Genomic DNA, 25,998 nt, shown 5'->3' with positions numbered 1-25,998 from the left:
TCGGAACGACTAACAGGAGGTAGCCATGAGCGGGGAATCGGTGATGAATGCGGCAAGCGGCAAGCGGGTCGGCTGGATCGGCCTGGGCAAGATGGGTACGCCGATGGCCGCCAATCTACTGGCCGCCGGCCATCCGGTAATGGTCTACAACCGTTCCGCAGCACGCACCGAAGCCCTGGCCGGAAAGGGCGCCGCTGTGGCGCCATCGGTGCCGGCGCTGGCGCGCGACTGTGCGGTCGTCATTTCCATGGTCAGCGACGACCTCGCGCTGCAGAGCGTCACGCTGGATGCGGGCGGGCTGTTCGAGGCGGCCAGTCCGGGCATGGTGTTCATCGACATGAGCACCGTCTCGCCCATCCTGTCGGAGCGGGTCGCCGCGGCCGCTCAGGCGAAGGGCGTTCATTACCTGCGCGCCCCTGTTTCGGGAAGCACCACGACCGCGGCCGCCGGCACCCTTACTATCCTGGCGTCGGGGCCAAAGGACACCTACGACCGATGCTTGCCGCTGCTGCAGGCGATGGGCAAGAAGCTGTACTACCTCGGGCCGGCAGAACAGGCGAGGTACCTGAAAGTCGTCATCAACATGATGGCGGGCGTCACGGCGGCAATGCTGGGCGAGGCGCTGGCGCTGGGCGAGCGCGGCGGATTGGAGTGGGCCCAGATGATCGAGGTCATCAACAACAGCGTGGTCGGGTCGCCGCTGCTCGCCTACAAGGCGGACATGCTGACGAAGCGCAACTTCGCGCCTATGTTCACCGCTGCGCAGATGGCGAAGGACTTCGATCTCGCGCTGGAGGCGGGCCGCAACACCAACGTGCCCATGCCGCTCGCTGCGGTCTCGCGTCAGTTCCTGGGCGCGATGATCGCATCGGGCCGGGGCGAACTGGATTTCTTCGCCTACGTCGCCATGCTGGAAGAACTCGCCGGTCTTGGCCCCGCGGGCAGTCAGGAATAGGAGAAAGGATATGCTGAATCTGAAAGACGCTGCCCTGTTCCGGCAACAGTGCTACATCGACGGCGCTTGGCAGGATGCCGATAGCGGTGAGTCGCAATCGGTAAGCAATCCGTCGACCGGCGAGGTGCTCGGCACCACGCCTCGGATGGGCGCCGTCGAGACTCGCCGGGCCATCGCGGCGGCAGAGGCCGCCTGGCCGGCATGGCGAGCCAAGACCGCCAAGGAGCGCGCCGCGCTGCTGCGCAAGTGGTACGACTCGATGCTCGCCCATCAGGACGATCTTGCCGCGCTGCTGACCTCCGAACAGGGCAAGCCGTACGCCGAGGCGCGCGGCGAGATCCTTTATGGCGCATCCTTCATCGAGTGGTTTGCCGAGGAAGCCAAACGCATCTATGGCGACACGATTCCCGAACCCGTTGCGGGGCGGCGCCTGGTCGTCATCAAGCAGCCGGTGGGTGTGGTCGCGGCCATCACGCCATGGAATTTCCCCAATGCGATGATTACGCGCAAGGTTGGGCCGGCGCTGGCGGCCGGCTGCACCGTGGTCGTCAAGCCGGCGAGCCAGACACCTTATTCGGCGCTATCGCTGGCCGAGCTCGCCGAGCGCGCCGGAATACCGCGCGGCGTCTTCAACGTCGTCACGGGATCCGCGACGGCGATCGGGGGCGAACTCACGGCCAACCCCGTCGTACGCAAGCTTTCGTTCACCGGATCGACCGAGGTCGGCCGGGCGCTGATGGCGCAAAGTGCCGCAACGATCAAGAAGGTTTCGCTCGAACTCGGCGGCAATGCGCCATTCATCGTGTTCGACGATGCCGATCTCGACGCAGCCGTGTCAGGCGCCATCGCGTCGAAGTTTCGCAATACCGGACAGACCTGCGTGTGCACCAACCGGCTGCTGGTGCAGGCGGGCGTCTATGATGAATTCACGCGGCGGCTGAGCGACGCGGTGTCGCGGCTCAAAGTGGCCGACGGGTTCGACCCGGATGCGCAGCAGGGGCCGTTGATCGACCAGGCAGCAGTCGACAAGGTCGAGGCGCACATCGGCGACGCCGTCTCCAAGGGCGCGAGAGTGATGGTTGGCGGCAAACGCCATGTCCGCGGCGGGACCTTCTTCGAACCCACTGTTCTCGCCGACGTGACGCCAGGGATGGCGGTCGCACGGGAGGAAACCTTCGGTCCGGTGGCGCCGCTGTTCCGCTTCGAAACCGAGGAAGAGGCTGTCCGCATGGCCAACGACACGGAGTTCGGGCTGGCATCCTATTTCTACTCGCGCGACATCGGCAGGGTGTGGCGTGTCGCCGAGGCGCTGGAATACGGCATGGTGGGGATCAACGAAGGCCTGATTTCCACCGAGGTGGCGCCTTTCGGCGGCGTCAAGTATTCGGGCCTGGGGCGCGAAGGGTCGAAGTACGGGATCGACGAGTACCTCGAGGTGAAGTATCTATGCATGGGCGGAATCGGCGCCTGAAGCGCTGCCGCGCTGAAAGAAATGTCCCGCGATCTTGCTGGCCGGCCATTCCGCTGACGGGCGCCGGCGCCTCGCACATCGAGAAAATCATGACCAGAATTCCAGTAACCATCCTCACAGGCTTCCTCGGGAGCGGCAAGACCACGCTGCTGAACCGCGCCCTGCGTGATCCGCAATTGAAAGGGTCCGTCGTGATTGTCAACGAATTCGGCGAGATCGGCCTGGATCACGAGCTCATCGAGGCAAGCAGCGATTCTGTCGTCCTGCTGCGCAACGGCTGCCTGTGCTGTTCGGTGCGCGGCGACCTGGTCGAGACTCTGGTCGATCTGCATCGAAAGCGCCTGAAGGGCGAGATTTCGGCGTTCGACCATGTCGTGATCGAGACGTCCGGTCTTGCCGAACCCACGCCGGTCACCGAAGTTCTCGTCGCCGCGCCTGGGGTCAATTCGTGCTTCAGTCTGGCTGGGATCGTCGCGACCGTCGATGCCGTCAATGGACTGGTCACGCTCGACGCGCATGAACAGTCGGTGAAGCAGGTCGCGCTGGCCGATCGCATCGTGATGACGAAGTCCGACCTGCTGACCCGGCCCGACGAACTGCGGGAGCGCCTCGGTCGGCTCAATCCCGCGTGCGAGGTGCTGGACGCCCGCGACGTGGATGCCGGTGCCCTGATGCGCTTCCCCGCCGGCGACCGCCAGGAACCGGCATGGCGGAGTGTCGCCGCCTCGCATGGCGAACGGCAAGTAGGTGGCAGTGGCCCGCACGGCGAGGCGCACGGTCACGACGCGCGGATCAGGCGTTTCGCGATCGTCAGGGACGAGCCGTGGGATCTCGATACGCTCACGCTGCTGCTCGAAGCGCTGGCGACCAACGCGGGGCCGGCGCTGCTGCGCGTCAAGGGGCTCATCCACATGAAGGATTCGCCCGAACGCCCGGCGGTGATACACGGCGCGCAGGAACTTGTCCATAGCCTTTCCTGGCTCGATCGCTGGCCGAGCGAAGACCGCCGTACCCGGATCGTATTCATAACGATGGACCAGGGGGCCGAAGAAATCGGGGAACTGGTCGAGGACATCGAGCGCCTGTCGCAACGGACGCGCGCGGCGCGTTCGCGAGGCGGGCGGCAGGTGGAATTTTCGCCGGACGGGGAGAACCGATGAGTGCAATCGGCTACGCTGGCATGGAGCTGCGCGGACTTCTCCGCGGCGAGGCGTCGGATGCCGAGCTCGAAAGCGCGCGACGTGTACGGGCCGAACCGGCTCCTTTTATCTGGGACGTAATCGAATGACGCAAAAGGAAATCATCTACTTCGGCGACCCGATGTGTTCGTGGTGCTACGGATTCACGAACGTCATCCAGGAGCTGCGGGCCAAGTACCGCGACCGCGCAACTGTGACTCTGGTAATGGGCGGGCTGCGCCCGGACGGCACCCACATCGTCGACGATCGTTATCGCAACTTCCTCCGCAGGCACTGGCAGGAGATCGGCGAACGGACCGGCCAGCCGTTCGATCTCACGATTCTCGAAAATACCGGCTGGATCTACGACACGGAAAAGGCCTGCCGGGCGGTCGTGGTCGTGCGCAGGCTCAAGCCCGAAGTCGAGTGGGAGTATTTCGCCGCGGCCCAGCGCGGTTTCTACCACCACAATCACAACCCCAACGACCCGGAATCCTTCGCACGCATCGCCGAGACATTCGGCATCGACCGCGAGGTTTTCCTGGAGGCTTACTGTGATGCGACAAGTATTGAGGCCACGCGTGAAGATTTTCGCCGCGCAAAGAGCCTCGGCGTCTACAGCTTTCCGACTGTCCTCGTGCGCGACGAACGCGGACTGGCGGCCTTGACGATTGGCTATCGGCCGCTGCCGGCGCTCGTCGGCCCGCTAGAGCATTGGCTCGGACAGTGAAAGGCCTCGACGTGAGCAGCGGAAAGTCCAGTGTACAAGGTCCGTGCGCAGCTCACGGACATTTGGGCAGACTTTCCGTCAAGGATAAAATCGTTCTGCTTAGCCTCTTTTTCCTGGCGGCGCCGCGATTCACCCGCAGCGCCGCCCACGCGGTCGCCCTCCGGAGAGGAAGGTCAGAAGCGATAGCGCACGCCCGCCATGGTGCCCAACTGGGATTTCCCGGCGGCCGGCGCCGCGCCCGCGCCTCCACCCGACACGCCATAGGTGGCGTTGGTGCTGTTGTCGATATAGCCGGCGGTGAGATAGGCGGCGAGCTGGTCGTCGAACTTATATAGGCCGCGCACAGCGTAGAGGTTCGCGTGGCGGTCCTGGTCATCGTTGGCCACGCGGAACACGCTGCCGTCGATGGTCCATTTCGGAGTGAGGGCGTATTCGGCGGCCACCCACCAGGTGTCCTGGCGGACATCCGTCGCGCCGGCCTCCACCTTGCGGCCGAGCCAGCCGGCGCCGAGCTTGGCGGCCCCGAGCCGGACATAGCCGTTGGTGGTGATCCGGCGGTCTCCGTCGCCCGATGAGGCGATGGCGATCGGCGCACTGCCGTTGAAGAAGGCCGCCTGGGCGTCGGTGCCGCCGCGCTGCTTGTCGATGGCGACCGACACCCCGAACTTCGGGTCGTCGTAGCGGGCCATCGCCGACCAGCCGCGGCAGGCTGAGGCATCGGTCGCGTTCTCGCCGGCGCAGAAGCCCGAGGCCGGGACGGTGTTGTTCACCGTGTCGCGGCCGAAGGAGTAGTGGGCGCCGAGGGAGAGCTTGTCGAACTTGCCGCGCCACGCGACTGCGTTGTCCGCGCGGGCGTTGGGAATGTAGGCGTCGATCGAGCCCAGGCCGTAGATGTTGGGGCCGAGGATGTCGGCGCCGTGCAGGCCGAAGAAGAGCATCGAGTACTGGCGCCCGAAGGTGAGGCTGCCGTATGGCGTGTCGATCCCCACATAGAGCTGGCGGCCGAAAAGGCGGCTGCCCTGCCCGGACGAGCCGGTGTCGAGGAAGATGCCCATCTCGGCCTTGCCGATGGCGGCGACCGAGTCGGTCATGTTGCGCCGGAAGTCGAGCCCGACTATGCTCGGCCCGCTGCCAGTGGTGGAGGGAATGCGCCCGAGCGTCTTCCCGGAGGCGCCGACATGGGTGACGCGCTCGACGCCGCTGTCGAGTGAGCCGTAGAGCTTGAGCCCGCGGGGGAGCAGGTTGCCTTCGGCCGGCGCCGCGGCGGCCGCGGGCGTCGCCGGTTTCGCGGCGTGCGCCTGTTCCATCGATTCGAGCCTGGCCTGCAGGCTGAGGATCATGGCTCGCAGCTCCTCGATTTCGTCGTTGCTGCCGGCCGCCAGCGCGGACTGCGAGAAGGCGAGCCCTGGCGCGAGGAGCAGCGCAAGGGCGCGCTTGCGCAATGCCGATCGGTCTCGTTCTTGCTTGTTTTCTTTCATGCTTGTCTCCCTTTGTGGCCTGCACCGCCGGTGCAGTCGTGTTGTGCCGACGAAAAGTCGGCGTGAGCACCCCCCAGCCGTCCGCCGCGGCGGATTGCCGCCGTCGCGTGTCGCACGCGTGCAGGTCAGTGCCGCCGGTACTTCGCGACCGGCGCCGTAGCGGCATCGCAGAGCTTTCTGCCGTCGGTAGTCCCATGAACGGTACCGACGGGAAGATGAGGCGAATTGGCGTAGCCGATGGCATAGACGCCGGGTTCGCCGCTGCGGCACCACGCGGCGATGACGCGCTCGGTGCGGATCTCGATCTTCGCGCCCTTAGTGTCGATGACCGCGATGATGCCGTCGGCCTGTTTCTGCAGCGACACGACGGAGGAGGCCAGCAGCTTCATGCCCTGGCGTTCGAATGCCTTGTGGGCGAACGCCGATATTTCGGCGTCTTCGACGGGCAGGATGCGGTCGCGGACTTCAACCACCGTCACTTCGGCGCCGAGGGAGCGATAGAAGCTGGCGAACTCGATGCCGATCGCACCCGAACCGACGGCCAGCCGTCCGTCTGGTTCCACAGGCGCCATGGCGCGCGCGCCCGTGGCGAGAACGATGTGCGCCGCCCGGATCGCGGCCGCGTAGCCGCCGGGGCCGCCGCCCATCACGGCAAGGTCGAATTTTTCTTGGGTCATTGCGGCGCTCCCTATACCAGCAGGCCGAGAGGGGTTTCGAGCAGCGCCTTGAACGCGGCCAGGAATTCGGCAGCCACAGCGCCGTCGACGACGCGGTGGTCGACCGACAGCGTGCAGGTCATCACGGCCGCGGGCACGATCTCGCCATCGTCGACCACTGGCCGCTTCTCCGCCGCGCCGACCGCCAGAATGCACGCTTGCGGCGGGTTGATGATTGCCGCGAAGGCGCGCACGCCGTACATGCCGAGATTTGAGATCGTGAAGCCGCCGCCCTGGTATTCGTCGGGCCTCAGCTTGCCCTGGCGGGCGCGCTCGGCGAGGCCCTTCGCTTCGGCGGAAATCATGGCCACGCTCTTGGCGTCCGCCCGCCGGATGACGGGGGTGATGAGCCCATTCGAGGTGGCCACCGCCAGCGAGATGTCGATGTCGCGGTAACGGCGTATGCCTTCGTCGCTCCACGACGCGTTGCTTGCCGGAACCCGTTGCATCGCCGCAGCGACGGCCTTGATGATGAAATCGTTGATGGAGAGCTTGACGCCGGGGAGCGATCCGTTGACCTGCTGGCGAAGCGCGAGCAGCTTGTCCAGGCGGCAGTCTACTGTAAGGTAGAAATGAGGCATCTGCTGCTTCGATTCACTCAGGCGTTGTGCGATCACGCGTCGCATCGACGAATGAGGAACGAGTTCGTACCCGGCATCGATCGTCTGTGGAGTAGGCTGCGGCTGACCCGCGGGCGCATCGGTCACGATAGAAGAATTCGCTGCCGGATTTTGCGCTTCCATGGCCGCCTCGATGTCGCGCTTCAAGATACGCCCCTGCGGGCCGGAGCCGGCAATGGTGAAAAGGTCCAGGCCGTGCCGCAAAGCGAGACGGCGCGCAAGGGGGCTCGCAAAAATCCGCCTGTCATCGTGCGTGGCCGGTGCACATCCGGGCTGCTCGGCGGACGGGGTTTCGCCCGGCGCGAGCAGGGCGCCCATGGGGGCGCCAACCCTGATGGTGGCGCCGTCCGGGAAGAACGGCTTGAAAGTGCCGCCGGCTTCGGCTTCGACCTCGATCACCGCTTTGTCGGTTTCGATCTCGGCGATGATTTCGCCCTTTGCAACGGTATCCCCGTCCTTCTTGAGCCAGCGCGTCAGTATTACTTCGGTCGTCGACGACGATATCGACGGCATGATGATTGCTGTTGCCATGGTCTTTCCTGACTCGTTATTCCGTGATCGATTTGTCCACCGGCGGCTGCGCCGCCGGCAGGGGGCGGCCCATGCCGGCCATCATCCTGGTGAAGCCGGCGCGGATTTCCTCCTCTCCGACGAATGCGGCGCGCTCGAGCACCCTCGAAACGGACGGGCATGACTCTCCGCCATGGATACGTTGCACCGGCTGGTCGAGGTAGTCGAAGAAGCGCCGCTGGATCTCGTCGGTCAGCATCGCGCCGTAGGAAGCCGTCAGCGGTCCCTGTTCGAGCATGACTACGTTGTTCGTCTTGCGGATGCTTGCCCCTATAGTGGCCCAGTCGATACCGGCGCGGTCCAGAGAGCGCAGGTCGATGATTTCGGCGTCGAGCTCCATCTCATCAGCCATCTTGAGCGCAAGGGGAGTCATCGCCAGGTAGGCGAGGACCGTGAACGAGGAACCCTTGCGCACGACCTTGGCCTTGCCGAGTTCGATGCAGTAATCGAAGTCTTCCAGCGGCCCCTGGCCGGTCGCAGAGTAAAGGCCTGTGTGCTCGATGACCAGAACCGGATCCTCGCATTTGAGCGCACTGTTCATCAGGCCGACGTAGTCGAAAGGCGTGCTTGGCGCCACGATGCGCCAGCCGGGCCACATTGCGTAAACGCCGGCCGGGTCCATCGAGTGCTGTGAACCGTAGCCGGTGCCGATGGCGCACTTGGTCCGCAGCACCAGGGGCATCGCCGAGTCGCCGCCGAACATGTGACGCGCCTTGCCGATCTGGTTGAACAACTGATCGGCGGCAACCAGCGCGAAATCGGCGTACATCAATTCCACGACCGGCCGATAGCTGCCGTCCAGCGCCACGCCGCCGGCCAGGCCGACAAAGCCTTGTTCGGCGATCGGGGTTGGAACGATGCGGTCGGGAAAGCGCTCGGCCAGTCCCTTAGTGGCGCCGTTCGTGCCGCCCTTGAGCCGGTGTATATCCTCGCCCATGCAGAAGATGCGCTCGTCGGTCTCCATCCTGCGCCCCATGACCCTGGCCACGGCGTCGATGAATTTCACGTCGCCGGTCGGACCGGAGGCCGTTTCAACTTCCTCAAAGCGCGCATCCTTGAACTCGGACAGATCGCCGCGCAGGCCATGGTCGCGGAACTCGGGTTTTGGCCACAGTTCGGCGCGGATGCGGCGCTTGGAACCTTGGCCTTCGACAAGGCGCGCGATGACATCCCGCATGGCGTTCTCGCAGTGGCGGGAAATAGCCTCGTTTTCGTTCTCGGTCAAGCACTTGAGATTGATCATCTCCCGTGCCGTGCGCTTGAGAGGATCCTTGGCTATCCATGACGCTTCCTCGTCCTTTTTTCGATAGCCGAAGGCGCTGCCGGGCATGGATCCGCCGTGATGGAAATAGCGGTACAGTACCGCCTCGATGATCGTCGGCCCCTTGCCCGCGCGCATATGCTCGATGGCACTCTCGGAAGCAAGCCGTACCGCGACCGGATCCATGCCGTCCACGCGCCATGCGGGGATCGCATAGGCGCCGCCGCGCGACGATAGCCGGGTCTCCCGTGTTTCTTCCTCCAGCGTCGTGGACACGGCGTAGCCGTTGTTCTCGACGAAGAAGCAGATCGGCAGGCTCCACAGGGCCGCAAGATTCATCGATTCCGGTACAGCGCCTATATTCATGCCGCCGTCGCCGAAGTACGTGAAAGTCACTTCACCCTTGTTCCGCCGCTTTTGCGCCCATGCCAGCCCGTTGGCAATGGGCACGCCGCCACCGACGATCGCGTTCGTACCCATGGCCCCCGCCTCAGGCCAGCGCAGATGCATCGAGCCGCCGCGACCCTTGCAGAAGCCATCGGCGAGGCCAAGGATTTCGGCCAGAGTCCGGTAGAGGAAGGTCTGAACCGCGTCAGGCAATGGCGCCGTGCGCGGATCGTAGGAAGGAGAATCGATATGCCGCATCCCCTTTACGAGAAACTGGTGATGCCCGCGGTGCGAGCCGGTAATCATGTCGGCTGAATTGAGCAGCATCGCCGAGCCGACCGCCCCGCCTTCCTGGCCGATGCTGGAGTGCGCCGGGCCATGAACGAGGCCCAGCTTCTCCAGGTTCAGCACCGCCTCCTCGAAGGTCCGAATGATGTGGTGGTAATAAAGCATGCGCAGCAGTTCGGTCCTGCCCAGGCTCTTCCAGTCTTGCGGTGTCGAAGTGAGTTCTATCCACTGCTCTGCGTAGTCTAGTTTGTTGATTCCTGGCATCCTCGTTCCTCAGGGTGATGTGTAGTAACGACTCCCCCCGTGACTGGATTTACGGAAGATCTGGATTTCACCGGGGTGGCGGGTCTGGATACGCAAGATGCATGCCATTTGGCGGCATAGCGCAATGCATTGAAATAACGTAAGAAATTAAAGTTTCCACGGCGGCATCGGGCTCTGTTATTGAGACGTCAGTTGCATACTGGAATTGATTTCGCGGGAACGATGGGGCAGGCGCCGAGACGGGGCCGTTCACGATGCAGGCTCAAATTCCGGCTCAGGGGTGGGGGTTGCCGGCTCTGTCTCATGGCTGCTTGAGATGCGCTTCGCATATTGCGACGACCATGCTATTCCGACGCCTCGCCGCTGGATCCAAATTTAATGAAAAATCAATATAAAACAACGAATTACGAGAATAATCATAATATGGCACAACAATTGCCTAATGCAATGTAGCGAGATGCATCTGCAGGATGATCGCCGATGAACCAGGGGTGGAGACTGCTCCGCAGACCAAATCAAAACATGATGAGAACAAGAGGAGGAAAACAAGAATGAAGCAGACTCTCCTGAAAACAATTCTGTTCGGGGTGACTCATATCCTTCGACGGACGGCAAAGAAATATCCCTCCTTCAGGAAAGAAATGAAGCGGCGCAACTGTGTCGTCCAGATCAAGCTGAAGGATGGCAGCATCGGCCGCCATTACACATTCCAGCGCGGAACCGTCAAATCGCAAGCCGGCATCCACCCGAATCCGGATGTCAAGCTGATCTTCAAGGACCTGCCGACCGCCCTGTCGTTTCTCAAGCCTGGTGCCGACCAGGCCGAGATCCTCAACGCCGCCAAGAACTTCCGTGTCATGGTCGTCGGCCGCGACGAGCTGTGCGTATGGTTCATGCAGATGATGAACCAGCTGCAGACCGTCGGTCTCGAACTCGGCACGAAGATGCCCGACGGCACTGTGCGCTATACGACGAACACCAATGGCGGTCCGATGTTCGTCTATGTGAAGGATGGGCGCATCGTGCGCATGACGCCTATCGTGCTGGATGAGACGGACGCCCCGTCCTGGTCGATTCAGGCGCGCGGCAAGACCTTCACTCCATGGCGCAAGTCCACTTTGAGTCCGCATGCGTCGGCGCTGAAGTCGATGGTCTATTCGGACAAGCGGCTACTGTATCCGATGAAGCGCGTGGACTTCGATCCCGACGGCGAGCGTAATCCGCAGAACCGTGGCATCTCCGGTTACGAGCGAATCAGCTGGGACGAGGCTCTCGACACCGTGGCCAGCGAAATCAAGCGCATGAAGAAGGAGCATGGGCCGGGGGCGATCGCGATTCCCATGCCATCCCACCACCAGTGGGGCAACATCGGCTACTACCTGAGCGCGCTGCTGCGTTTCGGCAATCTCATCGGCTTCACCCGGGTCCATCCGAATCCTGACAGTTGGGAGGGCTGGTACTGGGGCGCCATGCATCATTTCGGCGGCTCCTTGCGGCTGGGCGTTCCGAGCTTCTACGGCACCGTCGAGGACTGCCTGCAGGAAGCGCAGCAGATTGTTTTCTGGTCGAGCGATCCGGAATCGACCAATGGCCTGTACGCCGGTTTCGAGGGTACGCAGCGACGCCTGTGGGCGAAGGAGCTCGGCATCGAGTTTGTCCACATCGACCCGCACCTCAATCCGACGGCGCAACTGCTGGGCGGCAAATGGATCTCGATCCGTCCCGCCACCGATGCCGCGCTCGCAACGGCCATCATGCACGTGTGGGTCGCGGAGGGGCTGTACGACAAGCAGTATGTCGCCGACCGCAGCACCGGATTCGACGAATGGCGCGACTACCTGCTCGGCAGCACGGACGGCGTGCCCAAGACGCCCGAGTGGCAGGAAGGCGAAACCGGTGTCCCGGCGCATGTGTGCCGCGCCCTGGCGAGGTCGTGGGGAAGCAAGAAGACCTACCTCTCCGCCGGGGGGCTCGGCGCCGGCTGGGGTGGCGCCTGCCGTTCGGCCACCGGCTCCCAATGGGCTCGCTGCATGATCCTCATGATGGCGATGCAGGGCTGGGGCAAACCCGGCATCAATTTCGGCAACCTGCAGTTCGGTGCGCCGCTCGATTACGAGTTTTATTTCCCCGGCTACGCCGAGGGCGGCATCTCCGGCGAACTGGCATTCACTGCTTCGGGCATCAACAACTACCAGCGGATGCCGCACCTGATCACCATGAACCCGGTGAAGCAGATGATTCCGCGCCAACGCCTGCCCGAGGCGATCGTCGAGGGCCATTCCAAGGGCTTCATGTGGGACGGTTCGTCGATGGAAGCGCAATTCGCGCCTTTCGAATACCCTATGCCGGGCTACTCGAAGATTCACATGCTGTACCGCTACGGCGGCTCATCGTTCGGCACGATCGCGAAATCGACCCGATTCGAGCAGTCCTATCGCCACCCCTCGATCGAATTCGTGGTGAACCAGTCGATCTGGTTCGAGGGCGACGCCAAGTATGCGGACATCATCCTCCCGGCATGCACCAGCTTCGAGCGCTGGGACATCAGCGAATGGGCCAACTGCGCCGGCTACATCCACCACAACAACGCCCAGTTGAACCACCGCATCGTCACGCTGCAGCACAAGGCCATCGAGCCGCTGGGCGAGTCGAAATCCGACTACCAGATCTACCTGGAAATTCTGCACCGCCTGGGTCTTGGGGCGATGTTCTCCGAAGGCTGCAGCGAACTCGACTGGTGCAAGCGCGTGTTCGATTCGACCGACCTGCCCAAGTACATCGGCTGGAAGGAGTTCGTGAAGAAGGGCTACTACGTCCTGCCCGCCGAGCCGGAAAAGACGCGCACCGCCGTCTCGATGCGCTGGTATGCCGAGGGCCGGCCTAAGGATATTCCCGAGCCGCATCCCCTGCCGTCGCAATTCACGGAGGAGTTCGGCAAGGGGCTGGAGACGCAGTCCGGCAAGCTGGAATTCGTCTCGTCCTCGCTCCTGCGCGGACAGGCCGACAATCCGGAGCGCCCGGCGCTCAACCGCTACATCCCCGCCTGGGAAGGGCCTCATGCGAAGGAACTGTTCGAGAAATATCCGCTGCAGATGATTTCCACCCATCCGCGCTACAGCTTCCACACCTACGGCGACGGCAAGGACAGCGTTCTGAACGACATCGATGACCACCGCATCTTCATCGACGGCTACTACTACTGGGTGATGAAGATCAACCCGGAAGATGCGGCGAAGCGGGGCATCCGTCATCACCAGCCGATTCGCGTCTTCAACGACCGCGGTTCGGTAATTTTCGTTGCGGATGTGTCGCCGCTCGTCGGTCGCGGGCTCATGAAGACTTTCGAGTCGAACGCAGACTTCGATCCGGTCCATACACACGGTACGGATGGCGTGTCGGATCGTTCCGGCTGCGCCAATGTGCTGACCTCGCCTCGCCCGCAACAGCAAGGCACCGAGGGCATGGCGGCGAACTCCTGTCTCGTGGAAATGCAGCCGTGGACGCCTCCCGCAGGCCTCAAGAGCCATGTCCAGATCAAAGGCATGCCGCCGTCGAACGAGCGTCCCGCCGCGGCCGCGAAGGCCGCGTAGGCCGTCCGGGCGCGGTGCGCTCCCGGACAAGTGACAAGATAGCCAGGATAAAGGAATTACTGCCGTGAAAAAGTGGAACCTCATTATTGACGTGGCCAAGTGCGAGAACTGCAACAACTGCATGCTGACCACACGCGACGAGCACGTCGGAAACGACTTCCCCGGATATGCCGCGCCGCAGCCGGTGCATGGTCATAACTGGATCAAGATCCACCGCAAGGTGCGCGGGCAGGACGGCATGGTCGACGCGGCCTACCGTCCGACGACCTGCAACCACTGTGATAATGCCCCGTGCATCAAGGCGGCGGGGGACGGGTCGGTGTACAAGCGCGCCGACGGCATCGTCATCATCGATCCGCAGAAAGCGCGGGGAAGAATGGACATCGTAAGCAGTTGTCCCTATAACGCCATCTTCTGGAATGAGGAGCTGCAACTCCCGCAGAAATGGATTTTTGACGCTCACTTGCTCGACCAGGGCTGGAAGCAGCCGCGCTGCCAGCAGTCCTGCCCGACCGGGGTGTATTGGGCTGTGCAGGTCGAGGATGCGGAAATGCAGGATCTGGTGAAGAAGCACAAGCTCGAAGTCCTGCGCCCCGAACTGAACACCAAGCCTCGCGTGTACTACAAGAATCTCTACCGGTTCAGCAAGTGTTTCATCGGGGGGAGCGTGGTGGCGGAGATCGACGGTATTCTCGACTGCATCCCCGGCGCGCGCATGATGCTGAAGCGCGCGGGCCAGGAGATTGCGTCAGCCCAATCGGATACCTTCGGCGACTTCAAGTTCGATGGCCTGGATCCGGACAGCGGCGATTACCAGGTAGAAGCAGTCCATCCGGACTTGGGGTCGGCGAAAGCTGCAGTGACCCTGGTGGATAGCCGCTACCTGGGGTTGCTCAGGTTGCAGCAAAGCGAATCATCTACTCGCGCCGCCGGTTGATACGGCCACTGGCGCTTTCAAGAGTGAACCAAAGTCATGACGAATAGCATGGTGGAACCGTCCCGCGCGATGGATCGAAACGAAGCCGATAGCGCGATGATCGCCGCGGAATCCAGCGGCATGCCTGGCATGCGCGGTACCGACCATATCGGCTTTACGGTGCCCAGCCTCGACGAGGCAATAGCGTTCTTTGTCGATGTCATCGGCTGCGAGCCCATCTATGAGCTCGGGCCATTTCACTCGACCGACGACTGGATGCATACGCATCTCAACGTCGATCCGAGCGCAGTAATGCGCCGCTTGCGCTTCTTGCGTTGCGCCCACGGTTCAAATTTCGAGGTCTTCGAGTACGAAGCTCCCGGGCAGCGGCTGGAACAACCGAAAAACAGCGATGTCGGCGGCCATCACCTTGCGTTTTACGTCGACGACATTGATGCGGCGGTCGCCTATCTGAAGTCCAAAGGGGTGCGCATACAGGGTGAGCCGACGCTGCGTGCCGCCGGTCCCAGCGCGGGGCAGACCTGGGTCTACTTTCTGGCCCCGTGGGGCATGCAGATGGAACTGGTGAGTTATCCAAAAGGCAAGGGATACGAAAAGGATACCGATAGGCGCCTGTGGCACCCGGCCTTTCCCGAAAGATGATTTTCCGTCCCGCCACCGGCATCGGCCGCTCATACCAGATTCCCCATCCGTTTGTAGGCACGACCGTATTCGAGAGCCTTCTTTACCGATAACCAGAGGAGACATCCATGAAACATGCATCAACCCTGCGGCGCGTGGGCGCCGCGCTGCTGACACTGGCTATGCTGCCGCCTGCGGCGGCAATGGCGCAGGGCAAGACGTTCAGGCTGACGATTGCCTCCAGCCACCCGACGACCCTGCCCTGGGTGGGGTTGATGTCGACCGTCTTCGTACCGGAAGTGACCAAGCGGGTAGAAGCCCTGGGCAAGGGCTATCGCGTCCAGTGGCAGGAGGCCTACGGCGGGCAGTTGTACAAGATGAATGCGACGCTGACGTCCGTCGAGCAGGGCGTGACGGACATCGGCTGGGTGTTCCACAACCTGGAAGCGGCGAAGATGCCGCTGGCGCAGTTCGGCACGGTCACGCCGTTCACCACGGACGACATCCGCGTGATTCTGGATGTGGCCAACGAACTGAATGAAACCATGCCCGCGCTGCGCGCCGAATGGGAGCGCAACAATACGGTATTCCTGGGGGCGACCGGGGTCGATACCTATCACCTGTTCACCAAGGCGCCCGTGAAGGCTTACGCGGATATCGCGGGCCGCCGCATCTCTGCGCCTGGGTCCATCGGCCTATGGCTGCGCGGCTCGAACGCCGTTGCCATCGACGGCAGCCTGACGTCGTACTACACGGATATCCAGACGGGTGTGTCCGACGGCGTTATCTCGATTGCCACCGGCATACTGCCCAACCGCATCTACGAGGTCGCGCCTTACGTCACTACCGTCGGGATCGGCGGGCTGTACATCGGCGGCATTGCCATCAACAAGGATACCTGGGACGGATTGCCGCCGGAGGTGCAGCAGATCGTCAAGGACGTGGGCAAGGAGTATTCGCGCGTGCTGGGCGAGACGCTGATGGAGCGCTATGAAGCGGCGCTCACGCAGATGGCCGAGCTGGGCGCGGCCCAGAACCCGCCGGTGGCGATCACGCCGCTGCCGCCGCAGGAACGCGAGGCGTGGATACGCACCATGCCGAACCTGGCGGCCGACTGGGTCAAGGCCAACGGACGGCAGGGAGCCGCGGCCAAGGACATCGTGATTGCCTACATGAACGCCTTGCGCAAGCGCGGCGTGACGCCGGCGCGCAATTGGGACCAGGAGCTTTGACACATTATGCCAGCCAAGACCAACATAGCCGAACCTGGCGGGCAGGGCGAGACGCTTGCCGGCCGGGTATTCGGGCTGATGGTGGACGGCATGAATGCCGTCGGCTCCATCCTGATCTTTTGCGTGATGTTCCTAATCTGCGCGGATGTCCTGACGCGCAACCTGCTCAACCAGCCGATCGACGGCGTGGCGGAACTGGTGTCGCTGTCGGTGATCGCATTCGTGTTCCTGCAGCTGGCCAGCACGCTGCGGCATGGGCGCATGAGCCGAGCGGACATGTTCATCGAGTCATTGCGCGCCGCCCGTCCGCGCCGCGCCGCCGGCCTGGAGGCGCTGTTCTCCCTGTGCGGCCTGCTGGTGTGCGCCGCCATCGGCTGGGCGTCCTGGCCGGGCTTCTGGCGCGCCTGGATGACCGATGAGTTTGTCGGCATCCAAGGCGTGTTTACCGCGCCCACCTGGCCGGTCAAGGGGATTGTCGTATTGGGGTTCGCCATAACCGCCGCACAGTACCTGATCCTGGTCGTGGATCAAGCCCGCACGGCGTGCGCACGCCCGGGTAGCCGGCCATGACCGGGATCGAAGTCGGCCTGTTGGCGATTGTCCTGCTGCTGGTGGCGATCTATATCGGCATGCACATCGGCATTGCGCTGATCCTGACGGCTCTGGTGGGCGTCGGCCTGCTGCGCGATCCCTGGGTTGCCATGCGCATGGCCAGCGCGGCCGCCAACGACAGCATCCGGGAGTATCTGTTCGGCGTGGTGCCGCTGTTCGTTCTGATGGGGCTGCTGGTCAGCGTATCGGGTATCGGACGCGATATCTTCGATGTGTTCGAGTGGCTGTTTCGCCGTGTGCGCGGCGGCCTTGGGGTATCGACGATCGGCGCCAATGCCGTGTTCTCGGCGATCACCGGCATCAGCATCGCCTCGGCATCGGTGTTCGCCAAGGTGGCGGTGCCTGAGATGATCCGGCATGGCTACACCCCCATGTACGCTACCGGCGCGGTGGCAGGCAGTTCCGTGCTGGGCATGCTGATTCCCCCCAGTCTGCTGATGATCATCTACGGCGTGCTGGCCGAGGAATCGATCGGACGCATGTTTCTGGCCGGCGTTATTCCCGGCATTGTCCTGGCGCTGGCATTCTGCCTGGCCACCATCGCGATGGCGCGGTTTACGCCGGACTTTATGTTCGTCAGGAACCACCAGAAGCTCGTCCACAGCGACGAGACCTGGCTCAGCGCGACGGCCAAGAGCCTGCCGATCGGCGGCCTGATTCTGCTGGTGCTGGGCGGCCTGTATGGCGGGCTGTTCACGCCCACGGAGGCGGGCGCGGTGGGGGCGCTGGGCGCGCTGGTCATTGCGCTCGGCCGTCGGCGGCTGGATCTGCCGAAATTCTGGCAGGTACTGGTGGAAACCGGGCATGTGTCGGTGTCGGTACTGTTCCTGATCATCGCCGCCAGCTTCTACAGCCGTATGCTGGCCATGACCGGCCTGCCGGGCGGGCTGACCCTGATGCTCCAGGAATGGGAGCTGGGGCCGTACGGGTTTCTGTTCGCCTACGTGCTGATCACGCTGGCGCTGGGCTGCATCATCGACTCGGTATCGATCATGCTGATCATGCTGCCCATCGCCCTGCCCATTGTGCGCGCGTTCGAGATGGACCTGATCTGGTTTGGCGTCATCACGGTGGTGGCCATCGAAGTGGGCCTGATCACGCCGCCGTTCGGCATCTCGGTCTATACGGTGCGTTCGGCGCTGGGAAAGACGGCCGCCGTCAATATCCGGCAGATCTTCATCGGCTGCATTCCGTTCATTTTGTGCATGCTGGTGCTGATCGCCCTGCTGATTGTGTTTCCCAACTGGTCGACATGGCTGGCCCGGCTATAGGCATTGTTTTCGTTTATCCGCGGGCTGCTGCAGGTGGCCGGCGAGCTTGCCTGGTTGGCGGGCGCGGGCTAGGTTTATGTCGATATCAGCACGATGCTGCGGCAGGCATCTTCGCAGGCCGCGGGCTGGTCTTCAAGGAGGCGCCGGTGGCGGAGATTCTTTCGCTGGAGGGGGTGAGCAAGTCCTTCGGTGTGCTCAAGGTCACCGAACTCATTTGCAGTTTCCCGGATATCAGGTTGAGACGAATGTTTGAAAAAGACGTTCACAAATCACCTGAATCGTGGTGCAGAGAGTCAGCTTCCTCAAAAATAGCGCCTAAAAACAGCGAACTGGATATGCACTCATTGCTGGCACGGTATTTGTTTACAAATGCTTGCACGCTGGGATTTCACCGGCGGACGACTGCCGCGGCACGTGCCAAGTTGTTGCGGCTTACCACAGCAAAGGAGGCAATGAATGAATTCAAAATTACTCGTCGCAGCGATTTGCGGTTTCTGCGCCGTATCTTCCGTTCACGCCAAGGAGGGCGGCGATCAGTACCCGAACGGCGCCGAAAACTGGTTTGCCGGGGCGGTGCCGCCGCCGGGCAACTACTTCCTGAATTATTTTGGCCATATGTCCGGAACGCTGCGCGACAACAACGGCCGCAAGGTGCTTGCGCCGAACGGCAAGGACGTCGAGATGAACGCAACCTTTAACGCGTTCCGCTTCGTCAAGGTAACTGATTTAAAGGTATTCGGCGCCAATTATGGTTGGGCGGCAATCCTTCCGGTCGTCGATCTGTCGATCAATGCGGCTGGCGCAAAAGATGGCCGCAGCGGCATCGGCGACGCCACCATCACGCCGATGATTCTCTCCTGGCATTCCCCCGAGTGGCACTACGCTCTGGGCCTCGACATCAACTTGCCGACCGGCGCGTATAGCAAGAATGGCCCACCCGGAAAGAACATCGGCGCCAACTATTACAGCATTGAGCCCATTTTTGGTGTTACCTACCTGAACAGGAACGGATGGGAGGTCTCCGGAAAGTTCATGTACAACTGGAAGACCAGGAACGACGATACCCACTATCAGTCCGGCGATGAATTCCATATGGATTACCTGGTCGGCAAGCATATTGGTCCGTGGTCGGTCGGCTTTAGCGGCTATTACCTCAAGCAGCTCACGGATGACAAGTTGCACGGGGCCAAGGTAGGGCCGGATGGCAACCGCGGCCAGGTATTTGCCATCGGTCCGAGCATCAAGTATGAAACGGCGGCAAAAACGCAGCTCATTTTCCAATGGCAGCACGAAAGCAATGTCAAGAACCGCTTCCAGGGCGACAAGTTCTGGTTCAAGTTGATTATGCCGCTCTAAGGGACTGGTTCGGTCATAACGACAGCACAAGCTGCGAGTTCTTGATTTTTTCGAAGGGTCTCCGTATTTCTGAAGTGCGGTCTCGCAACTGTCGTCGCAGTTTGTGACAAGTGTGTGAGACGACATCGTATCGCACCTGGCGAAAGGACGGGATTCTTGGGATAAACATGAGTAATTCATTGATATATAAGAAATATCATGTTCAGGATTGAGCATGGCATGGAACTTGCGTTTTGTTCATAGATCAGGGATTCATACAAAAACACCATGAGGAGGAAGATAGAGATGAATGACAAGCGTGTTGTGCATGGGCTTTCCGACCCGAAGCGTCGCCGCGTTATCAAAACTCTCAGCGCAACGGCCATGTCCGCTGGCTTGGGTAGCTTGGCGGGGTTCAGCCCGCCGGTTCTCGCCGCTGCGTCGCGCAAGGTCAAGATAGGGTTCGTGACGCCGTTGACCGGGCCGCTTGCGCCATTTGGCGAGGCGGACAAATTCGTCCTCGAAGGAATAAAGAAGGTATTCAAGAATGGGATCATGGTCGGCGACCGGATTCATCCCGTGGATGTTGTCGTCAAGAACAGCGAATCGAATTCCAATAAGGCCGGAGAAGCGGCCAGCAGCCTGATCCTCAGGGACAAGGTCGACCTGATGCTGGTCGCCTCCACCGTGGAGACGATAAATCCGGTGGCCGATCAGTGCGAACTCAACGGCGTTCCATGCATTTCTACCGTAAACCCGTGGCAGCCGTGGTTCTTCGGTCGGGGTGCCAAGCCCGAATCCGGCTTTGAGTGGACTTATCACTTCTTCTGGGGCCTCGAGGATGCTATCGGCGTCTTCCTCGACATGTGGAAGTCGCTTCCAACCAATAATGCGGTCGGCGGTCTATTTCCGAATGATGCGGATGGCAATGCATGGGGGGATGCCAAATTCGGATTGCCATCCGCGCTTGCCAAGGAGGGCTTCGATCTGACTGATCCGGGGCGCTACCAGGTGTTGAATGCGGATTTCAGCGCGCAGATCGCCGCATTCAAGAGAGCGGGTTGTGAGATTGTCACCGGCAACATGATTCCACCCGACGTCAAGACCTTTTGGACGCAGGCGCGCCAGCAGGGCTTCAAGCCCAAAGTCGCGTCCATCGCAAAGGGCGTGCTGTTCCCGTCCGCGGTCGAGGCCATGGGTGATTTGGCCGAGGGGATGTCGACCGAGCTGTGGTGGAGCCCGAACCACCCATTCAAATCGTCGCTCACCGGCGAGACGGCCGCCGAGTTTGCCGCGGCGTACGAGAACGCCACAAAGAAGCAGTGGACCCAGCCGCTCGGGTATTCCCACGCACTGTTCGAGGTAGCTGCGAGTGTTCTCAAACACACGAAAGACATCGACGACAGGGAGGGCGTCCGGGATGCCATCGCCACGACCGCCACCGAGACCATTGTAGGCCGGGTCGAGTGGGGGAAAGGCCCCGTCAAGAACGTCGCGAAGACGCCGCTGGTCGGCGGCCAGTGGGTCAAGGGCGGAAAATTCAAGTATGACCTTGTCATTGTCTCGAACAAGGCCGCGACACACATTCCGCTCGGCGGCAAGTTGGCGCTGATTGCCTGACCTTGGGCATTCCGGGAGGCGTCCTGCCTTCCGGTTTTACATAGACCGAAAAAATTGCAACGGAGGCGCCGGTGGGGGAGATTCTTTCGCTGGAGGGTGTGAGCAAGTCCTACGGTTTGCTCAAGGTCATCGACATGATCAGTTTTACGCTGGGCGACGGGCAAATGCTGGGCATCCTGGGCCCCAACGGCGCCGGCAAGACGACACTCTTCAATCTGATCAGTGGCGACGTGTGCGCCGACGAAGGGCGCGTGATATTCCGCGGCAAGGACATCGGCGCATTGCCACCGCAGCATCGCTGTCGCCTGGGCATAGGCCGTTCGTACCAGATCCCGCATCCGTTCGCGGGCATGACCGTGTTCGAGAACCTCCTCGTCGGCGCCACGTTCGGCGAAGGCATGGCGGAGCAGGATGCCGAACCCGTCTGCATTCAAATCCTCGAGAAGACTGGCCTGAAAAAGAAGGCGAATCAGTTGGCGGGATCGCTGACGCTGCTTGACCGCAAACGCCTTGAACTGGCTCGCGCGCTCGCCACCCGGCCCAAGCTCCTGCTGCTGGACGAAATTGCCGGTGGATTGACCGAGCAGGAAGCGAAGGAACTTGTAAGACTGATTCAGGAGATCAAGGCGCAGGGCGTATCGATGATCTGGATCGAGCACGTGGTGCGCGCTTTGCTCGCTGTTGCGGATCGTCTGTTGGTTGTGAACTTCGGATCCAAGCTTGCCGAGGGTGAGCCGGAGTCGGTGATGAACAACCCGGAAGTCAAGCGCGTATATATGGGTATCGAGGTATGAGCCAATTGCTTTCGACGCACGGCCTGAAGGCGTGGTACGGTGATTTCCAAGCCTTGTTCGGTATCGATTTTGAAATCCGGCCGCAAGAAATCGTCGCCATCATCGGGTCCAATGGCGCCGGAAAATCGACCTTCCTTAATACGGTTATGGGCGTGCTGGCGGCTGATCCCGCAAGCGTGCGGTTCAAGGACCAGCCAATTGGCGGCTGTAAAACCCACCGCATCGTGGCCGGCGGGATTGCCATGGTTCCGGAAGGCCGCAGGCTGTTTCCGAGCCTGTCGGTCGAGGAGAATCTGAGGATGGGCGCCTATACGAAGCGCCCCGGCCCGTGGGATCTGAAAAAGATCTACCGCCTGTTCCCGGTGCTGAAAGAAAAGCGGAGTGTCCCCGGGACGGCGATTTCCGGCGGTCAGCAGCAGATGGTGGCGATTGGCCGAGCGCTGATGAGCAATCCAGAGTTGCTGATCTGCGATGAAATCTCGCTGGGTCTCGCGCCCGCCGTCATCAAGGAGATATATGCCGCGCTGGCGGAAGTCGCACGCAACGGGCTTACCGCGATCATTGTCGAGCAGGATGTGTACACGGCGCAAAACATGTCGCAGCGGCTGTATTGCTTCCAGGAGGGAAGGGTGTCGCTTAGCGGGAATTCCTCCGATCTTACCCATGAGCAGATTTCCCATGCCTATTTTGGGGTTTGAACAATGCGCCGGCACGGAGACGAAACATGATAGTTTGGATTGATGCAATCATTCAGGGAATACTTGTCGGCGGTCTTTATGCATTGTTTGCGATGGGCCTTTCGCTGATGTTTGGCATCATGAGGCTGGTAAACGTTGCCCACGGCGACATGGTCATTCTGATGTCCTTTATCGGGCTGATGGCGGTGGAGAAACTGGGGCTGCAGCCATTCGCCGCGATGGCAGTGGTGGTGCCGGTTGCCTTCAGCATAGGCTATTTGCTCCAGCGCGGGATTCTGAATTTCACGATCGGCAAGGACCCCTTGCCTTCGCTGATTGTCACATTCGGCATATCCATCATGATCCAGAATCTGCTGCTGGAGTTCTTTTCCGCCGATACGCGCGCGATCAGCGCGAGCGGGCTCGAGTCGCGAAGCATAACGATCACCGATAACCTGGCGGCTGGTGTCCTGCCGTTGATCGTATTCGGTTCCGCAGTGCTCCTTACCATCGGGCTGCAGTGGCTTTTCGGCAATACATCCATGGGCCGCGCGTTCCGCGCGACCTCGGATGACCACGGCGCCGCAGTGCTGATGGGAATCAATAATGCGCATATCTACGCTTTGGCAACGGCCATCGCAGTCGGCATCCTCGGTATCGCCGGAATATTTCACGGCATGCGCACCACCTTTTCTCCTACCGATGGGCCGGCGCAGCTGATCTACGCCTTCGAGGCGGTCATCATCGGCGGTATAGGGTCGTTCTGGGGAACATTGGCCGGAGGAGTCCTTCTCGGCATTGCGCAATCTATCGGTTCCCGCCTCGATCCGGGTTGGGGGGTGCTGGTGGGCCATGTAGTGTTTGTCGCCATTCTGCTGTTCAAGCCAGATGGCTTCTTCCCCAGGACACGATAGCGCATAGAGAGAGGATCAAATGAACACAGCAGCGGAGTTGTCCAACGATTGTCCCGCCGACGGCCATAGCGGCAAGTATATCGTCGAGCGTTCAACACGAGCCGGCATTGCCACCATGGTCTTCTTTGCCGCATCGCTGGGCTTTTCGATTTCCATGCCCTTCTGGGCCGACGCAAGCTATCTGCGATGGCTGTCGGAGCTGGCATGCTATTTCGTCATGGCGCAAATGTGGAACCTGCTCGGCGGTTATGGGGGGCTTGTTTCGGTTGGTCAGCAGGCCTACATTGGCATAGGCGGCTATGCGCTGATCGTGCTGGCCAACATGGCAGGAATCAATCCCTTCTTCGCCGTGCTGTTGTGCGGGATTGTCGCGGCGCTGATTGCGATGCCGATATCGCAGATCGTTTTCCGCCTGCCCGGCGGAGCATTCGCCATCGGGACCTGGGCGGTGGCGGAGATTCTCCGGCTGCTTGTCGCGAATACAACAGAGCTGGGCGGTGGATCGGGCGCAAGCCTGATGGCCCTGAAGGGGTTCAGCCGCGGCTCCCGCGAGGCAATCACCTTCTGGATTTCGATTTCGGCGTCCTATGGATCGGTGCTTCTGGTGTACTTTCTGCTTCGTTCGAGATTCGGGCTGGCCCTCACGGCGATTCGCGATTCGGAAATCGCCTCGCAAAGCCAGGGTATCGATGTCAAGCGGATCAAGTTTCTGGTCTACGTGATATCCGCTTTTGGTTTCGGTATTGCCGGCGCGCTGTATTTTCTTGGTACTTTGCGCATCTCTCCGGATGCGGCATTTGGCGTGTCGTGGTCCCCGATGATTATTTTCATGGTAATCATCGGCGGTGTCGGCACAATCGAAGGACCTCTGTTCGGCGCCATTCTCTTCTTCGCTCTATCGAAGACATTTGAAGATTATGGAACCTGGTATTTGACCGTACTGGGTTTGCTGGCGGTCGTGGTGACGATCCGGTTCCCGAAAGGCGTGTGGGGATTCATCGCGGACCGGTTCGATCTGCATCTATTTCCCGTACAGCGTCGTTTGCGGTTGCACAAGCGCTCATAAAGGTTTTTCACGAGCCTCCGTGGGAATCATGCGGCGCTTACGCGTGCTCATGTTCCAAGGGCTGGAGCTCGGCGAGCACATCGGCCAAGGCGTCTTTGCGATAGTGACCAGCGGATGGAGCCTGGATTCCGGGATTGGATCATCTACCTGTCGGCGCTTTATCATAGCCTCTGCTACAGTGAACGTTCCCGCCAGCACACTATCGAGCCCGCCTTATGAAAACTCTGTTTGTGGCCAGCCTGCTTGCTTTCCTGGGCGCGCTGCTGATCACCAGCCTGTATAAACCGAAGCCTCTGGAAGCGCAACTGCTGCATCTGCAGGTCGAACAAGTCATGCCGGAAATGGCGAGCGAACTGAGCGGCGAGCCCGACGAGCTGCAGGCGCTTTTTCTTGCCTATGCAGAGGATCCGGTATTGCTTGCGAAGGCAAGGATCGCGCTTCTGCGCTATCCCGATATGGCCAGACCCATCTTCGCGATGCTCGGAGAAAGCCGGGAATTCCAGGATGTGCTTCGCAGCTACGGGGAAGATGTGACTCTGCCCATTCATTATTTCCTCACGCATGAAGTCTTCACGCTGGAGTTGATGCGCGGCATGAGCGAGACAGCCCGCTCGGCCCTGAACACTGTCCGGCGGCTGTGGAACGACAGTGCGCCCGCCGAGGCCGCAGAAGCCCCTGCGGCTCCCGAGGCCCCCGGGGCGGGGGCGGCGCTGTCGAGCGAAGAACGGGGCCGGTATGCCGTGCAATTCCTCAAGGCGGAAGGCTACGATTTCCTGGGCCAGTTCGTGATCAGCCCGGCGGGAGAGGTGGCCTGGGTCCAGACAGAACGCGTTCTCGAAGGTATCAACAGCTTCTTTGCCGGCGGCGTAAAGGGGCTGGAGACCAAGCTTCGCCGCGATGAGACGATAGCAGCGGGCGACTTAGGGTGGGCGGCCCTGGATGTGGCGATCGGTGTGAGCGCGCTCAAGGTGCTGCGCATGGGCAGGGCCGGCGCGGCGGGCGGCCGGTCCCTGACCTTTTCCGAGCGCTCGGCGGCGCTTGGGTCCGGCTTATGGCGCGGCAGCGCGGTTGGCGCAAGACTGGTGAAGTACGGCGCGCCGGCGGTGCTGGCCTATATTGCCATTCGGCACCCGAGCGTCATCAATTCCCTTCTCGGATCCGCGGCGGAAAAGCTGGGCCTGCCGGCAGGTCTGGTGCAGGTAGTGGGCTGGACTCTCGTCCTGCTTCCCATCCTGCTGCTGTTGCGGTTCATCCTGAGGCCGCTGGCCTGGGCGATGGCCGGACTCGCGGGCCTGCTTCGCTGGCTCGACAGGCTGCCGCGAAGGCGGAGGGCCGGTCCCGTATTCGCATCGGAACGGCGCGCCCCCTCGCGCGCCGCGTAAACGGCTTATGCAATATTTCACGACAAAAA

21 protein-coding genes are annotated in these 25,998 nt (G+C 61.7%); 17 read left to right on the top strand and 4 right to left on the bottom strand.

The features are described 5' to 3' along the window. Positions 1 to 25 precede the first annotated feature (25 nt). From BUB23_RS04595 to BUB23_RS04580, 4 genes are all read left to right on the top strand, one after another. Positions 26 to 955 carry an NAD(P)-dependent oxidoreductase gene (locus BUB23_RS04595; protein ID WP_084135734.1) on the top strand — a complete coding sequence of 310 codons (930 nt, stop codon included), beginning with the start codon at positions 26 to 28 and terminating at the stop codon, positions 953 to 955. 10 nt (positions 956 to 965) lie between these two features. Further along, positions 966 to 2,426 carry an NADP-dependent succinate-semialdehyde dehydrogenase gene (gene gabD, locus BUB23_RS04590; protein WP_073101922.1) on the top strand — a complete coding sequence of 487 codons (1,461 nt, stop codon included), beginning with the start codon at positions 966 to 968 and terminating at the stop codon, positions 2,424 to 2,426. A gap of 89 nt (positions 2,427 to 2,515) precedes the next feature. Next, entirely contained in the window at positions 2,516 to 3,586 is a 1,071-nt protein-coding gene (locus BUB23_RS04585) for a CobW family GTP-binding protein (protein WP_178372265.1), read from the top strand. A gap of 124 nt (positions 3,587 to 3,710) precedes the next feature. After that, positions 3,711 to 4,334 carry a DsbA family protein gene (locus BUB23_RS04580; RefSeq protein ID WP_073101920.1) on the top strand — a complete coding sequence of 208 codons (624 nt, stop codon included), beginning with the start codon at positions 3,711 to 3,713 and terminating at the stop codon, positions 4,332 to 4,334. A 173-nt stretch (positions 4,335 to 4,507) separates the two neighbouring features. On the opposite strand, the gene BUB23_RS04575 is transcribed toward BUB23_RS04580, so the two are convergent. The 4 genes from BUB23_RS04575 to BUB23_RS04560 all read right to left on the bottom strand — a co-directional run bounded on the left by BUB23_RS04575 (position 4,508) and on the right by BUB23_RS04560 (position 9,918). Then, a complete protein-coding gene (locus tag BUB23_RS04575; protein ID WP_143160881.1) occupies positions 4,508 to 5,812 on the bottom strand; it encodes a porin in 1,305 nt (434 codons plus the stop codon). A 125-nt stretch (positions 5,813 to 5,937) separates the two neighbouring features. Next, on the bottom strand, positions 5,938 to 6,489 hold the full coding sequence (locus BUB23_RS04570) for an FAD-dependent oxidoreductase (RefSeq protein ID WP_073101919.1): 552 nt from the start codon (positions 6,487 to 6,489) through the stop codon (positions 5,938 to 5,940). Between the two features lie 11 nt (positions 6,490 to 6,500). Further along, a complete protein-coding gene (locus tag BUB23_RS04565; protein WP_073101918.1) occupies positions 6,501 to 7,679 on the bottom strand; it encodes a dihydrolipoamide acetyltransferase family protein in 1,179 nt (392 codons plus the stop codon). Positions 7,680 to 7,695: 16 nt separating this feature from the next. Beyond that, positions 7,696 to 9,918, bottom strand: coding sequence for an alpha-ketoacid dehydrogenase subunit alpha/beta (locus BUB23_RS04560; RefSeq protein ID WP_073101917.1), 2,223 nt, complete (start codon positions 9,916 to 9,918; stop codon positions 7,696 to 7,698). A 551-nt stretch (positions 9,919 to 10,469) separates the two neighbouring features. Here BUB23_RS04560 and BUB23_RS04555 point away from each other — a divergent pair. The 13 genes from BUB23_RS04555 (at position 10,470) to BUB23_RS04495 (ending at position 25,969) form a co-directional block, all read left to right on the top strand. Beyond that, a complete protein-coding gene (locus BUB23_RS04555; protein WP_073101916.1) occupies positions 10,470 to 13,508 on the top strand; it encodes a molybdopterin-dependent oxidoreductase in 3,039 nt (1,012 codons plus the stop codon). 64 nt (positions 13,509 to 13,572) lie between these two features. Continuing rightward, positions 13,573 to 14,445 (top strand): 4Fe-4S dicluster domain-containing protein, encoded by an 873-nt coding sequence (locus tag BUB23_RS04550; protein ID WP_073101915.1) that lies wholly within the window; start codon positions 13,573 to 13,575, stop codon positions 14,443 to 14,445. A 36-nt stretch (positions 14,446 to 14,481) separates the two neighbouring features. Beyond that, the gene (locus BUB23_RS04545; protein WP_218598867.1) at positions 14,482 to 15,087 is read left to right on the top strand and encodes a VOC family protein; all 606 of its coding nucleotides are present in this window, start codon (positions 14,482 to 14,484) and stop codon (positions 15,085 to 15,087) included. A gap of 107 nt (positions 15,088 to 15,194) precedes the next feature. Beyond that, positions 15,195 to 16,298, top strand: coding sequence for a C4-dicarboxylate TRAP transporter substrate-binding protein (locus tag BUB23_RS04540; RefSeq protein WP_073101913.1), 1,104 nt, complete (start codon positions 15,195 to 15,197; stop codon positions 16,296 to 16,298). A 6-nt stretch (positions 16,299 to 16,304) separates the two neighbouring features. Next, positions 16,305 to 16,868: a TRAP transporter small permease subunit gene (locus BUB23_RS04535; RefSeq protein WP_073101912.1), complete on the top strand. Its 564-nt coding sequence runs from the start codon at positions 16,305 to 16,307 to the stop codon at positions 16,866 to 16,868. Continuing rightward, on the top strand, positions 16,865 to 18,181 hold the full coding sequence (locus tag BUB23_RS04530) for a TRAP transporter large permease (RefSeq protein ID WP_073101911.1): 1,317 nt from the start codon (positions 16,865 to 16,867) through the stop codon (positions 18,179 to 18,181). The genes BUB23_RS04535 and BUB23_RS04530 overlap by 4 nt, the downstream gene beginning before the upstream one ends. Positions 18,182 to 18,637: 456 nt before the next feature. After that, positions 18,638 to 19,537 (top strand): SphA family protein, encoded by a 900-nt coding sequence (locus tag BUB23_RS04525; RefSeq protein WP_073101910.1) that lies wholly within the window; start codon positions 18,638 to 18,640, stop codon positions 19,535 to 19,537. 285 nt (positions 19,538 to 19,822) lie between these two features. Next, complete coding sequence (locus BUB23_RS04520; RefSeq protein ID WP_073101909.1) at positions 19,823 to 21,136, top strand: ABC transporter substrate-binding protein; 1,314 nt, start codon at positions 19,823 to 19,825, stop codon at positions 21,134 to 21,136. A gap of 98 nt (positions 21,137 to 21,234) precedes the next feature. Further along, positions 21,235 to 21,930, top strand: coding sequence for an ABC transporter ATP-binding protein (locus BUB23_RS04515; protein ID WP_245801156.1), 696 nt, complete (start codon positions 21,235 to 21,237; stop codon positions 21,928 to 21,930). Then, positions 21,927 to 22,628, top strand: a complete 702-nt coding sequence (locus tag BUB23_RS04510; protein ID WP_084135733.1) for an ABC transporter ATP-binding protein — start codon at positions 21,927 to 21,929, stop codon at positions 22,626 to 22,628. Before BUB23_RS04515 ends, BUB23_RS04510 begins: the two co-directional genes overlap by 4 nt. Further along, a complete protein-coding gene (locus BUB23_RS04505) occupies positions 22,625 to 23,521 on the top strand; it encodes a branched-chain amino acid ABC transporter permease (RefSeq protein WP_245801155.1) in 897 nt (298 codons plus the stop codon). The genes BUB23_RS04510 and BUB23_RS04505 overlap by 4 nt, the downstream gene beginning before the upstream one ends. Positions 23,522 to 23,540: 19 nt before the next feature. Next, positions 23,541 to 24,587 (top strand): branched-chain amino acid ABC transporter permease, encoded by a 1,047-nt coding sequence (locus tag BUB23_RS04500; protein ID WP_073101906.1) that lies wholly within the window; start codon positions 23,541 to 23,543, stop codon positions 24,585 to 24,587. 215 nt (positions 24,588 to 24,802) lie between these two features. Continuing rightward, positions 24,803 to 25,969 (top strand): hypothetical protein, encoded by a 1,167-nt coding sequence (locus BUB23_RS04495; protein WP_073101905.1) that lies wholly within the window; start codon positions 24,803 to 24,805, stop codon positions 25,967 to 25,969. Positions 25,970 to 25,998: the final 29 nt, after the last annotated feature.

This window comes from Pollutimonas bauzanensis (genome assembly GCF_900129885.1).
Taxonomy (GTDB): Bacteria; Pseudomonadota; Gammaproteobacteria; order Burkholderiales; family Burkholderiaceae_B; genus Pollutimonas; species Pollutimonas bauzanensis.
This window is presented reverse-complemented; position numbering and strand designations above follow the sequence as displayed.